Origin of the sequence: Acinetobacter sp. Root1280 (assembly GCF_001425285.1) — a bacterium.
Classification (GTDB): Bacteria; Pseudomonadota; Gammaproteobacteria; order Pseudomonadales; family Moraxellaceae; genus Acinetobacter; species Acinetobacter guillouiae.
This window is the reverse complement of the sequence record NZ_LMED01000028.1, coordinates 16,107-29,266: the sequence shown is the minus strand read 5'-3', so window position 1 is coordinate 29,266 and position 13,160 is coordinate 16,107. Positions and strand designations below refer to the sequence as shown.

General features: G+C 32.8%; 15 protein-coding genes and 3 pseudogenes. 10 read left to right on the top strand and 8 right to left on the bottom strand.

Features of this window, described 5'->3' with window-relative positions; genetic code table 11:
* Positions 1-15 precede the first annotated feature (15 nt).
* The 3 genes from ASC84_RS19400 to ASC84_RS19390 form a co-directional block, all read right to left on the bottom strand.
* On the bottom strand, positions 16-660 hold the full coding sequence (locus ASC84_RS19400; RefSeq protein ID WP_056517710.1) for an SOS response-associated peptidase: 645 nt from the start codon (positions 658-660) through the stop codon (positions 16-18).
* A 17-nt stretch (positions 661-677) separates the two neighbouring features.
* Positions 678-1,031 (bottom strand): hypothetical protein, encoded by a 354-nt coding sequence (locus tag ASC84_RS19395; RefSeq protein ID WP_056517707.1) that lies wholly within the window; start codon positions 1,029-1,031, stop codon positions 678-680.
* Between the two features lie 143 nt (positions 1,032-1,174).
* Positions 1,175-2,386 (bottom strand): integrase arm-type DNA-binding domain-containing protein, encoded by a 1,212-nt coding sequence (locus tag ASC84_RS19390; RefSeq protein ID WP_056517703.1) that lies wholly within the window; start codon positions 2,384-2,386, stop codon positions 1,175-1,177.
* Positions 2,387-2,884: 498 nt separating this feature from the next.
* Between ASC84_RS19390 and ASC84_RS19385 the strand changes: the two genes are divergently transcribed.
* The 3 genes from ASC84_RS19385 to ASC84_RS19375 all read left to right on the top strand — a co-directional run bounded on the left by ASC84_RS19385 (position 2,885) and on the right by ASC84_RS19375 (position 4,519).
* On the top strand, positions 2,885-3,199 hold the full coding sequence (locus ASC84_RS19385) for a hypothetical protein (RefSeq protein WP_004724597.1): 315 nt from the start codon (positions 2,885-2,887) through the stop codon (positions 3,197-3,199).
* A 97-nt stretch (positions 3,200-3,296) separates the two neighbouring features.
* Positions 3,297-3,938, top strand: a complete 642-nt coding sequence (locus tag ASC84_RS19380; RefSeq protein WP_004724596.1) for a TonB family protein — start codon at positions 3,297-3,299, stop codon at positions 3,936-3,938.
* Between the two features lie 107 nt (positions 3,939-4,045).
* Entirely contained in the window at positions 4,046-4,519 is a 474-nt protein-coding gene (locus tag ASC84_RS19375) for an ecotin family protein (RefSeq protein ID WP_056517700.1), read from the top strand.
* Positions 4,520-4,577: 58 nt separating this feature from the next.
* On the opposite strand, the gene ASC84_RS19370 is transcribed toward ASC84_RS19375, so the two are convergent.
* Entirely contained in the window at positions 4,578-5,045 is a 468-nt protein-coding gene (locus ASC84_RS19370) for a hypothetical protein (protein ID WP_004724592.1), read from the bottom strand.
* A gap of 285 nt (positions 5,046-5,330) precedes the next feature.
* Between ASC84_RS19370 and ASC84_RS19365 the strand changes: the two genes are divergently transcribed.
* The 4 genes from ASC84_RS19365 to ASC84_RS19350 all read left to right on the top strand — a co-directional run bounded on the left by ASC84_RS19365 (position 5,331) and on the right by ASC84_RS19350 (position 7,379).
* Entirely contained in the window at positions 5,331-5,849 is a 519-nt protein-coding gene (locus ASC84_RS19365; RefSeq protein WP_056517697.1) for a tetratricopeptide repeat protein, read from the top strand.
* Positions 5,850-5,957: 108 nt separating this feature from the next.
* Positions 5,958-6,239, top strand: coding sequence for a hypothetical protein (locus ASC84_RS19360; RefSeq protein WP_056517694.1), 282 nt, complete (start codon positions 5,958-5,960; stop codon positions 6,237-6,239).
* Between the two features lie 84 nt (positions 6,240-6,323).
* Positions 6,324-6,593 carry a holin gene (locus ASC84_RS19355; protein WP_056517692.1) on the top strand — a complete coding sequence of 90 codons (270 nt, stop codon included), beginning with the start codon at positions 6,324-6,326 and terminating at the stop codon, positions 6,591-6,593.
* Positions 6,594-6,782: 189 nt separating this feature from the next.
* Complete coding sequence (locus ASC84_RS19350) at positions 6,783-7,379, top strand: TIGR02594 family protein (protein ID WP_081409400.1); 597 nt, start codon at positions 6,783-6,785, stop codon at positions 7,377-7,379.
* A gap of 74 nt (positions 7,380-7,453) precedes the next feature.
* Here the strand turns inward: ASC84_RS19350 and ASC84_RS19345 are convergent, their stop codons facing one another.
* Positions 7,454-7,837 (bottom strand): hypothetical protein, encoded by a 384-nt coding sequence (locus ASC84_RS19345; RefSeq protein ID WP_004724583.1) that lies wholly within the window; start codon positions 7,835-7,837, stop codon positions 7,454-7,456.
* 440 nt (positions 7,838-8,277) lie between these two features.
* Positions 8,278-9,375, bottom strand: a complete 1,098-nt coding sequence (locus ASC84_RS19340; RefSeq protein ID WP_227515181.1) for a TonB family protein — start codon at positions 9,373-9,375, stop codon at positions 8,278-8,280.
* 817 nt (positions 9,376-10,192) lie between these two features.
* Here ASC84_RS19340 and ASC84_RS19335 point away from each other — a divergent pair.
* A pseudogene (locus ASC84_RS19335) lies at positions 10,193-10,513 on the top strand (EF-hand domain-containing protein); the annotation flags it as partial.
* Between the two features lies 1 nt (position 10,514).
* Positions 10,515-10,640: pseudogene (locus tag ASC84_RS23580) on the top strand (EF-hand domain-containing protein); the annotation flags it as partial.
* Between the two features lie 29 nt (positions 10,641-10,669).
* On the opposite strand, the pseudogene ASC84_RS22530 reads toward ASC84_RS23580, so the two are convergent.
* Positions 10,670-10,948, bottom strand: a pseudogene (locus ASC84_RS22530) (SOS response-associated peptidase); the annotation flags it as partial.
* A 448-nt stretch (positions 10,949-11,396) separates the two neighbouring features.
* Entirely contained in the window at positions 11,397-11,636 is a 240-nt protein-coding gene (locus ASC84_RS19325) for an integrase (RefSeq protein ID WP_227515180.1), read from the bottom strand.
* Between the two features lie 486 nt (positions 11,637-12,122).
* Between ASC84_RS19325 and ASC84_RS19320 the strand changes: the two genes are divergently transcribed.
* Complete coding sequence (locus tag ASC84_RS19320; protein ID WP_056517684.1) at positions 12,123-13,064, top strand: hypothetical protein; 942 nt, start codon at positions 12,123-12,125, stop codon at positions 13,062-13,064.
* Positions 13,065-13,160: the final 96 nt, after the last annotated feature.

Below are 13,160 nucleotides of genomic sequence, written 5' to 3'. Positions count from 1 at the left end.
ATAATCATAGCTGATCTAAAATAGATCACTTTGTTTAGCTACTTCAGATGAATGGTCACGCGGGAAAGTGATAAACTCATCACGCATTTCAAAAAAATACTCATGAGCATTTTCTTTATCAGCATTCAACCAATCATTTCTATAATCTTCGGGTATGACTATGATCGATCTTTTTTCATCTGAAGGCGCATGAAATTGCTTCATAAAAGGGTGGTTATCAGAATTGATTGTAAGCATTGAAAACGATCTGACTTTAGAGTCTTTTATAAATGCGTCATCATAAATGGCTGCAACTGTAAACGGTTGACCATCCTCTCGTTTGATCGTGTACCAATGTGGTTTACCGTCAATATATTTTGGCTCGTAAAATTCTTGCACAGGCACAAGACAAAATTTACTGTATTTCCAAGCGTGTCGAAAGCTCGGTTTCTCTGCAACAGTTTCAGTCCGCGCATTATAAGTATAAGAACTAAACTTAAAATCTTTAGCCCAGCTTGGCAAAAGCCCAAACTTGCCGAAATCCAAATCAAAGTTTTTCATGATAATAGGGGCATGGTAACCTGGATAGATGTGTGACTTAAGATCAAGTTCTAGCTGATCAACTTCGACATCAAGAAAGGCGAGGGCATCTCTGGTGGGAATTTCATAGTTTGAACACATGAGCTTTTACTCAAATTTCAATCAGATCCATGTCTATTTATAGCAGCACTGCACTCACTGCACATAAATTCCCCATATTGATAAGCTTCAACTAGACTTTCTCCATAAAGATAATCATCACCTATGCAGTGCCCTTCAACTATTCCATGGCATTTAACTTCAGAAATTAATGGCATTACGGTTTTATTAAAAATAAAAGATTGTTTATCAGAAAGTGTTTGAAAATAGTTTTCATCACTTGCAACTTTTTCAAGAATTCTTAATGCTGTTTCAGGATTTAGATTATTGTCTTTAGCATTATGTTCAACAGATACAGATGCGTTTTTTAAAATAAATTCTAATGTTTTAAATTGATAATCATCTAGTTCCATTTCTAGTTTCCTTATTGCTTTTGACTGAGTTTATATTACTCAAATGAAACCGATAAAATCAAAAATAAAGAGTAAATAATTGTTTAACCTGAAAGTTCAGTTTACAAAATTGCACCAAATTTAATGATTGTAAATTATAAATTTCATTTCAAATCTTTCCAACTATCAACAATGTTCGCCCAGTCCTGGATCATTTTACGACGATCCTGTAAATACTTAGCATGATTATATGAAGCTCTTGTTTTATTATCATCGGCATGTGCAAGCTGTGATTCAATCCACTTCTCATCATAGCCCATTTCGTTTAATGATGTTGAGGCGGTTGCTCTAAAGTCATGAGCAGTGACTTCATCAAGTCCAATATACTCAAGCATTCTGTTAAGTGTCATTTGGCTTAACATGCCTGAAGCTTTATATACAGCAGGGAATACTAAGTCTTTATTGCCTGAATTTAAGTACTGCGCTTGAAGTACATTAAAAACCTGATCCGACATAGGCAAAATATGCGCGCGACTTTTCTTCATTGCTGATTTGGGAAAATTAACAACTCGATCATCAAAATCTACCCATGACCATTCCATTCTTCTGATTTCAATTGTTCTTAGCATTGTATAAAGAAGGATCAAGCCTGCATTTTTTACAGTTTCAGCACCTCTATAACTTTCAAGCTTAGTACGCGCTTGCTTTTTCTCTTCTTTGGTTAATGGTCTTGCATGGTTTACAGCTGGTCTAGCAATAACATCACGAACAGCATATGTAGGATCATTATCAGCTCTGAGAGTAGCAATAGCATATCGCATAACTGCGCCAATAAATTTTCTTGTATTGATTGCTGCAACTTCACCAGTGCCTGAATTCTTTTGGCGTTTAACTCGTTTCATTGTGTGCTTAATACATTGAAGTACGTCGCCTGAAGTAACCTCACGCACATCCTTGCTTCCAATTATAGGGAAAGCATCCTTTTCCATGTTGCGCATGAATTGCTGTACATATTTTTCAGTTCGCTTTGAAAGTCTCTCTTTGACAAATTCATCAGTAAGCGATTTAAAAGTATTTGTGATTTTTTCTTGTTCAGCTTTTTTAATATTTTTGCGTTCTTTAACCGGGTGAATACCTTTAGATAATTTCTCCCTCATTTCTTCACGCAAATTTCTCGCATCAGCAAGGCTAATGGCAGGGTATTCACCTAAGCTCATTGATGACTCTTTACCATCAAGCACAAACTTAAAACGCCAAACTTTGACACCTGTTGGGCGAACTTCAATATACAGACGATCTGCATCAAGTATTCTGTAAATTTTTTCTTGTGGTTTCAGTGTCTTGATCTTGGCATCTGATAGTTTTGATGTTGCCATACGGGTAACGAGTTTCTGAAAAATGACGTTACCCGTATTATTACCCGTTTTGAAGCGCAATTAAATAGGAATTGAGGAAACTATAGGAAACTAATATTTTAAATAATACAATGAGTTATGTTTTTATTAGACACTAATGGAAACAATAAGATACAAAGATTCTTCTTTTCGATCATTAGAAGCATATCAAACTTAACCTTTTGAAATATATTGCTTAATGTGTAGACTGGTTGTGAAGTTACTCACAATGTTACTCACTTTGCTAAGTGTCTATTTAAACAACAGCTTTTACAAAAAAGCCGCTATCTAAGCGGCTACTTTAGCAGATTTTTTACATTTTGTGGCTACAGCTTCATTCACATCACTATTTAACCAGAAACTAAGCACATCCTCCTTTTGATGAGGGAGGTGATTCTGTTATTTATTCGATCTCAAAGCGAAGGTTCCTTTTTGAATTAATTATTAGTATCTTGTTTTAAAATAAAACGTGAATTTATTATGAAAAAAACATTTTTATTCTTATTTTTACTTTCAAGCACAACTGTATATGCATATGAACAGGACGCTTGTCAGGTTATGAAAAATATGGCATCTATGTTAATGACCGAATACCAACAAGGTTTCGATATAGAAAATTATTTACAAGCTACAAGTGGGAAGTTATCGGAAAACCAATCTTTACTACTCATTGATATGATTTCTAATGCAAAACAATATCAAATATACGCTACTGATTTTGCTAAAGAGCAAGCTATTGAGAATTATGCAAATGAGTGGCGAGAAGATTGTGAAAGAAATATTGAACCTGAATGAGTTAATCTAAAGTTATTAAACCAACTGAGGGTGGTTTTTTACACCCCAAAAGTCAAATTTATAGATTTATAAAAACACTAGTTTAAGCGAACTTTATATGAAAATTTTAAATATAGTTTTAATTGCACTTACGTTTTATCTAGGATCAAACGTTCAAGCTCAAGAAGGGCAAAAAATTACAAATAATACAATGTTAGTCAGGTGGATGAGAGCACCAAAAGTCTCGTTTAAAAATGAATTATTAGAAGGCTATGACAGGAATGTCGTAATCTCATTTAAAACTGATGCGAGTGGCAAGGTTGAACACGCTGAGGTGTTTAAAAGTAGTGGACTGGAAGAATTAGATCATAAAGTATTAAGGGCTGTTCAAATATCTAAATTACGAGTTTGGAATGAAGGGGAAGAGAAAACCAATTACCCAGCTCGTGCAAAGCAGCCTTTTCAATTTAATGTTTCAAGAGAAGTGAGATATAAAAGTGAACCAATGATTTTTGTAAAAAAATCAGATTTAAAGGGTGAAGATAGATCAATAACGATCTATGCAGAAGCTGATGATAATGGGAAATTAACTAAAGCCGAGATTACTGAAAGTAGCGGATTAACTAAATTGGATAATTATGTATTAAACGAATTTCGAGAAAAAGCAAGTTTTCTCCCATTAAGTATTAATGGCAAACCATATCCACTTAGAAAGACAAAAAAATTTACTTTTTCTTTAGTTTCAGCTAATGAAGGATAGTTTATTTCTTTTCTATAAATTTTTAGTAAAACCAAACCTCTCTCGGGAGGTTTCTTTTTAACCCTATTATTAGTATCTTGGTCTAAATTTATAATTTAGGGTGGGGCATGAAAAAAGTTCTTATTTTATGTTTGTTCTCTATCTCGGTCAGCGCTTATGCTAATAAGAGTGCTAATGATTTAAACGTATATCCAGAAGTTAAAAAAGATCAAAATAGAAATGTAATTTTATTAGATCCTAAGGAAAATGAAGAAGACTATAGAGTCTTAATCACTGCTTCTGTGGAGGGTATGCAAGATTGTAATACCAAAAGTCGATCTGCAAAGTATACTAAAAAATTAGTTGAGGGCATGCAATATGCTTATTATGAAGTTGGTAAACTAGGTAACATAATTACGACTTTAATGGGTTGTTCTGAGATGCCTAAAATGGGTGAGATTCCTATTAACTTAAACGGTAATACTATACTTAATTACAATAGTAAACTTCCGATAGTTGTCTATGCGTCTAATGGTATTAAAATTAGCTCCAAGATTTTTAAGTTGGAAGAGATAAAGAAATCTAAGATACTTAATGATTAGGTATTGATTGTGTTATTACCTCCCAAGGGAGGTTTTTTATTTCTTCAATGCAAATTTTTTACATCATATAAAAATGTTCATTTAGCCATTCTTTTGCAGCATCTTCTGAAGAGAAATTTTTAACTATTGTATCGTTTGAATCAATAAATATAATTTCTAGATGGCTAAAGTCTTCATTGTTATTGTAGATGGTATTTATATGTGAAATCTTTTCATAATCTGAATGACTATAGCAATTTGAGGTGAGTTCAATTGCATCAATGGTTGATAGTTTTGAGTTTTCATAAAAACCTCCAGTGTTTTTGAAATCGGGCATTAGTGATAAAAATTTTTCTATCCAATCACAACAATCATACCAAGAGTCAAAGTTCTTTAAGTTTTCAAATTTTTCAGTTGAAATAGGTTCTCTTAAGGTTGTAAAAATGATTTGTGCAAACAGACGAGAATATTTTATATCAGTAAAATCCACAATGTTGTGAGCACATAAGTAATGTCCTTGATAATCTTCCACAAATATTTTTTTCATAAGTTTGGTGTATTAGATGGTTAATAATTTAATTTTTTAGCTTATGAGTTCAATAGCCAATCCACTAGATTGAAAAATACTGAAGCTGAGTATACAAAATGATTCCAATTAGCTGACATAGTGATAAAAATGTTTTGATTAATATTTAACAAATTAGTTAATACACAATTTGTCATATATTTATATTATCATTGATCAAAATTTTATAGACAAACCTGACTTATATTAGGGTGAAAATTGAATAATTTCAAACAAATATTTATTATTTTAGGACTCATTTTTTCCATGGAAACATTAGCTAATCCGACATTTTCAAATGAATTATTATCTAAAGCCAAAAGTGGCGATGCTGTTGCCCAATTGGAGTTAGCCGATGTATATATTCATGGTTATGGTGTTGATGAGGATGAAACTCAAGCTGAATTATGGGCTACAAAGTCTGCTGAAAATGGTAATGCTAAAGCGATGTATTGGCTTGGTGATGGATATGCAACTTATGCTGGGTTGGTTGAAGATATGGATCCAGCTGATGCTGATGAACATTACAAAAAAGCATTTACTTGGTTTTCAAAAGGCGTAGATCAAAATCATTCTGAATCTATGGTTGGCTTAGCGAATTTATACAGTCGAGGTGATGGCATCAATAAAGATTCTCAAAAAGCATTAGAAATCCGCAAGAAAGCTGCTTCACTAGGAAATAAAGAAGCAATGAGAGATATTGCATTTATGTACGAACATGGCTTAGGGGTCGAAGAAAATAAAGAAACTGCAAAGTTGTGGCAAGACAAAGCAAGCGATAAATAAATTAATAAAACCAAGATAGAATGTTTAGTGAAAAGGAATCACCATCGAGAGGTTTCTTTTTTGTATAAAAATTAGTATCTTGGATTAAATCTATATCTTGGATAAGATATGAAAAAACTTATAATTTATCTCTTTACAGCATTTTTACTAATTTCTAGTATATCTAGCTTATTCTATGGTCTTGATTTATTTGAAACTTACCATTCAAAGGGTATGGAAACACCAGATAAAATATATTCTGTTTCATTAAATAATCATGGCTCGGTTCATTATGTATCTAAAGAACAGAATAATAGAATTAATTCTTTTTTTTATATTGCAGTGATCAGTTTTATATTTTCAGCTGGTGGGCTTGCTTGGATTCAAAAAAATAAAGTTGGAGGTATCTAACGTGGAAGACTTAAATAGCAAAATCGAATGTTAATCAAACCCACTCAACAGAGTGGGTTTTTTATTGGACCCAATTTATGAGCAATGAAAAATTTACTATTCATTCTTGCAATGGGGGCATGTATTGGATTTGCCAAACTACTTGTCTCTGGTGGAAAACTTACATGGCGTTTAGCTATTGGCCGAACAACTTTAGGAGCAGCAACATCAACGATAGCGGGAGCAATTGTTTTACAGGTTCCTGATATAAACCCTCTTACTTTGATCGCAATAGCATCAACATTAGGTATTTTAGGAAGTACGTTTATTGAGTCTTGGCTTAAACGCCAAGCAAACACGTGGAGTATTAAATGAAATTAATCGATAATTGGAAACAGTCATACAAGCTTAAATCACTACAGATCGGCGCAATAAGCGCCATTTTTTTGCTTTGAGTTTATTCTCTGAGCACTTTTGACTCTATGGAATATTACTCCTCAAGAGTTCAAAAACTCAATTCCCGAATAATGGAAAGAATATGTTGGCGCTTTTGTTGGTGTAGCTTTGATTTTAGCTCGTTTGAAAAAGCAGCCAGAATTGCATGAGCCTCAGTTAAATTTAACCACCGTCAATACACTGATCTCAACACTGCTATCAAATACAAATGATTTAGCTTGGATGGTCGAAGCCAAAAAACATTTAGGTTTAAAAGAAAATACAAGCAAAACAGCTCATAACCCAACAATCCTAAAATGGATTCAATCCTTGGGTTCATGGTGGCAAGAAGATGAAACACCTTGGTGCGGTACATTTTTGGCGTGGTGTCTAAAATCTACTGGTGTGGCATATCCAAAACATTGGTACTGCGCACTTGATTATGTGAACTATGGATTTAAACTATCAAAACCAGCCTATGGCTGTGTAGCAATCAAAACTCGAAGCGGTGGTGGCCATGTTTGCTTTGTTGCAGGTCGGGATAGTAAGACAGGTAAGTTGGTCTGTATTGGTGGAAATCAATCAAATATGGTTTGTTATGCGCTTTATAATGAATCTGATTTTCAGGAATTTCGATGGTATGGGAAAACAAGTAAACCTGCTGAGTTTCGTTATGATTTGCCTGTTTTAAAAGGTGTATCTGCAACTGGAGTAACGGAAGTATAAAGTGAAATGCCCTCAATTGAGGGCTTCAATTTAATAAGGATTAACCAAGAGAAGTAGCATTAAGTAAATTAATTTCATAAAGTAGGTTTAGGAAGAGGAGTCTTTGGAATTAATTTTGAAGGTGAAGCTGACCCGAGTCCACAAGCCTTATTACCAGAATGTCCCCATTTTGTTACTTTACCCCTTTCAATTAAAAATTTTGCTTCACAATAACTATCTTTTCTAGAATTATATACATCATAAGATATAATTTTTGAACCATTTGAAAGGGTATAGTTACCGTTTGGTACACCCCATTGACTAATAAGTTCTTGCTCAGAAAGTCCTACTTTTTTATTCATTCTATCACTTATTTCCTCCCATCGTTTACTACCAAGTTGTTCGCCATTCGGTAATACATAGTTACTACATCCTGATAAAACTACGATTAATGAAGTGATAAAACATATTTTTTTCATAATTAGCTCTCATTTTTGTATCTAAATTCTTTTGATTGTTAATAATACAACAGTAGTAATTAAAAGTTAAAATTAATTGCTGTACTTCTATTTACTATTACGAACAGCCTTAGAGAGGGCAAGGTATTCTGTGTAGTTAAGTGTAGGGGCTAAAAAACCAGTTTTAAATTCTACATGCCATGCTTTGTATTTGTAACCTATAGGCTTCCATGGTGATGAGGTATTAGACCAATATTCACCATCTCCCAAACTAACCAACCAAAAGTGGGTTAGTGTGATTAACAGGTACTCATAATCTAAGTATCAGATGTATATCTTATATTCATAGCTACACTAAAAGTGTAGTTACAAGGGGCTGCATGATCGTCAGATCCTTAGTAATTTCAGTTGTGGTGATTTCCACCATACCTGGTTCTCAGAATCTGAGTACTACCTTTAATTTAATCAAATTGAATTGGCAGTCTTAATCTGGCAACAACTGCCTTGCCATTTACTTTCGGAATATCAAACTGCCAACGTTTAACCGCTGTAAGCGCCAACCAACTAAATTCATCATTATTCCCAGATACAATTTTAGGTAAAATCACCATACCATCCTGATCTAAATAAAATTCTAACATTACTTTTGATTTTTGTGATTTATCAGAACCTATAGGCATTTCAGGGTGTGGTGCATATAATGGTTTAGGTACCGAATCTAAATCTTTCAACTCATAGATTTTTGTTTTTCCACGCTCTAAATCAGCCAATATTTGAGTTGTTGAGTGGCTATTTGATGTATCTCTATTAAACTGATTAAAATTCTGTTCTTTTGTGATCACTGACCAACTATGTTTACCATCTTTTTTTGCAGGATAAAATTTCCATGACTGTAAAGAAGCCTTCGCAGCTAAGCCAAATGATGGCTCACTGGCTGAAAGCACATTGGCTTGACGCACATTTCCATCAGGATCTATAACTACATACACCTTAGCTTTACCAGTAGTTTTCGATTTAAGTAGCTCATAGGGATAAACTAAAGGGGCTGCTATACGAATCTGCGGTGCGACATCATACTGTAAATCTGCTGGAAGGTTTTTTGATGCAGCAGGGATTCTAAAAGGATCAACACCATTACTTAAACCTGCTGACACAGAAAATTCAATGGGTATTTTCACAAAGCCGCTTTGTGGCTTACCATTAATTTTTTCCGGTTCAAACAGTGCCCCCATGACAGCTTGAACAGCGGCACGTTCTAAATCGGGGTGTGGTGAATCCAGTACCTCAACTTCACTAACTCTACCTGTTTCAGTAATTAATACTTTAAGCAGCACTTTACCCCTATTACCGAAATCGCTAAGATTTTTAGGATAGGTGATTTTTGGTCTTTTTATGTACTTTATAGGGGTATTATTAGTGGATAAGGTTTGCATTACCTCAACATCTGGCAATGACTCTGTACTAGTCGTATTTGGTATTACTTCAGCCCAACCTTCTATCGTCAACAGCAATAGTCCCAATAAATAAATTCTTTTTATTACCATCTTGATATCATCCATTTTTGTTTGAAAGTTAAACTTAAAATTATTAATGCATTTAATCTCATTGGATCAGTAAAATTCACAGGATTATTCCCCAAATAGAGGTTTTATACATTTTCAAATTAATTTCATTTTACTACATCCATGGTCAATTTGATAAAAACAACGGGTCAGTTGCATAAAAATATCTAAGTAGCAAGCTCAACACTTGCTACTAAATCATTTAAGTTTCTAAAGAGTGATTCAGGCAGTACAATGATCAACGATTATTGTTTAAATATGGTTACTTTTAAATTCCATCAAATAAAACATTTAATCAAATCTAAAATAAAATGCAAAAAAAACGCAACTTTTTGCTATAAGTATTTGATACTTTTATTGAATAAAGGAGGTTGATGCGCCTTTTTTTGATATATTAGCCTTCATAAAATAAGCAATTTTATATATCGTTAAAATCCTAATACAGAAATATACGATACGCAAAAGCATATGGAATTATAAAGAAACAGTTGATGTTTTAAGAATGATAATTAAGTAACTACTATGTACAATAAGTGGAGTGCTTTGAATGATGTGAAGAATAAGGCTTTTAAATAGGGCTTTATTTCTAGGAATAATTTTGGAATAAAAAACCAACAAAAAAACAGACAGTATTAGTCAATACTTTAATGTAATAAAAAATAGTAGTTCACCACTGCTTTTGTTTTAAAATAAAGTCGCTATTGATGTTTTGCTATCTATTACATTGAATAACTCTAAATGGCTTTCTTTAAATGATTTTTTCTAAATCACTTTGTCTATATAATCAAAGCTAATTAAAGATGGGATAAAACAAATGAAAAAAATAATCTGTATTCTGATTCTCAGTTGTAGCGCACTTTCAAGCTTCAGTCATGCCTGTGATCCGACTTCATTAGACTGGGAGAAATTTTATAAAATCTATGATTCAAATAAAAATGGTACTTTTGAACTTAATGAATTTTTAAAGGTTAAAGATTTTGAACCATATCCTTGGCCAGATGATAGACGGTTTCAAGGCAAAGATAAAAACATTAAATTATTTAAATATCTAGATGAAAATCAAGATGGAAAACTTGTAGAAGATGAATTTGTCAAAATTTACGGTTTATTACCTAACCCTTGTGCTAATTGGCCANTTATTTAAATATCTAGATGAAAATCAAGATGGAAAACTTGTAGAAGATGAATTTGTCAAAATTTACGGTTTATTACCTAACCCTTGTGCTAATTGGCCTGATAAAGCTTGGTGGAAATTTTGGTAAGTGATTCAAAATATATATCCTAAGGTGCGTCAGAATAAGACGTTTTGTTTTTCTTCATCACGCGGAAAAGTGACAAACTCATCACGCATTTCAAAGAAATATTCATGAGCGTTTTCTTTATCAACATTCAACCAATCTTTGCGGTATTCTTCTGGTATGACTATGATTGAGCGCTTTCCATCGTCAGGCGCGTGAAATTGCTTCATGAAAGGGTGGTTGTCAGAATTGATCGTAAGCATTGAAAATGATCTGACTTTTGAATCTTTAATTACAGCATCATCGTAGATTGCAGCAACAGTAAACTGATCAACTTCGACATCAAGTTAGGCGAGGGCATCTCTGGTGGGAATTTCATAGTTTGAACACATTTGCGTTCATTCTTAATTTTCATTTTATCTTCTCTACACTTGTTATTATTTTAATCGAATCCATATAAGTATGAACGTATGCATATTGAAAGCAAACCTTGTCTCCATTTTTAATTATTTCGTTATTTTTAATTTTATTATGAAGATCAAATTGTGGAAAAATATTAAATGCCTCAACTTTATTTTCATCATTTTTAAAAGCAAAGTAGTCTTCCTTAAATCGAGCATTTATGGTTTTTACACCTAAAAAAGTACCGCATATATTTATTTTACTCTCTGAATTTATCGTGGAATTGATTCTAGATCTTGTAGAGAAGTAGAGAAACTGTCATATAACAAAAAAACAAGTATTCCAATAACAAGAAAAATAATAAATTTCATCTTAAATTTACCAACTATCAACGATATCAGACCAGTCTTGAATCATTTTTCTTCTCTCATCTAAATTTTGAGCATGGTTATATGTACAGCGTACAATGTTTTTATCAACATGGGCTAGTTGCATTTCAATCCATTCTGAACTGTAATTTTTTTCATGCCAAATCATGGATGCTATGGCGCGGAAGTCATGAGCAGTGCAATTTAGGCCCATTGTTTTTAATGCCTGGTTAATCGTACTTTTGTTCATTACTGGGATTTTTTGTTTTATTTTCTGAATTTTTTATAATACTTGGGTCATAAGAATGATGAGCGTAGAGTAAAAGGCAAACCAATACACGCTAAAAAGATCTATTTGATGCATGAGAATATAAGATTAACTGATCAAGTTAAAATTGATTTATTCATGTTATCGATATTAATATACAAATGTTATTAATATTTTTAAATAAAACATTTAGTTTTATTAAATTTGATTGGCATTATTTCTAAGCTAAAATATCACTGATTTAGCTTAATTTTAAATTAAGTTATTGAAATATAATTATATATGTTGTTTGTGTTGTCTAGGTTAAATTTTACTTGAGGATTTTTTTAATAACTATTCTTGTATTTTATGCGCTTAATAGTATATTAAATTTGTACAATTTTTTTACAGCAAATATAGTGTTTTATATTTTATTTTTCTATAAAAATGATAAACTGTTCACATTATATATGAGGCCATGGGGGCTAAATGAAAGAAGAAGTAAAAATCGCTATATTCGGTTTGAGTTTAAATGTGCTCGATGCAATTAAGCAGAAAATACGATCTATGTATGATGACTCACTTCAAGTAAGTTGGGCGAATATTGCTGACCCTCATTTAGATATTCTTCTTGTGAATGATATGTTTTTTAGTTCACCTACAATTCAAAATTTGGTTGGTGTTAAAAAAGTCCCTTATTTGCGTCTGGTCAATAAGAATGAAAAATCAGGGCAAATAGAAGGAGATAAATTATATTTACCTTTTTCTCCCTCAGATGAAATTCGAAAATGGTTTAAAGATCGCTATTTACATGTACCTGTCAGTGATAAAACCGTCAATATTGTCAATCAGATTTCTAAAAAAGCCGATTTAACCAAGGTGGTTCCTGAGCTTTTTAATGAACGAAATGGCAATGTTCAAGTATTCGACTCAAAAGGCAACATCGCATTAGTTAATATTCGCACACAGCAAGTTTGGATAGACCCGTTACGAAAAGTGCAGGGAACGGATGTTTCTTTAAATTTTACTTATGCAACTATGCAAATGGCACAGTCTGTCAGCACTTTTCAAGGTATAGAACTTAGATCTTGGGTGTGGAATTTATTGTGGTATTCAGATGATGTCAATATTCCAATCAGTTCTAACGATTGCTATAAACTGCTAGATTGGCCGCAACCGAATCATCAAAATGAACGGCAAATGGTTTTTAAAATTGCAGCGTGTTTTGAATTGGGAGCAAGTGTTTCCCAAGTGGCTCAGAAAACAGGTTATAGCAAAGAACAAGTCGCTAAATTTGTTTCAATTGGCATGTTGACCAATTCACTGAAAAAAATAGCGATTGAAGATGCAAAATTGCTCACTGAGGAAAAACAATCTTCAGGCATTTTACGTGGGTTTTTTGGTAAGTTAAGGAAAAAATTAGGGCTTTAAGTATGTAAAAAACATGCAAATCAAATAAGGCTTGTAAAAATTAACCCTTAAATCAAGTTTGTTTAAACTGACACGATAAATAAATGCATAGTCAGT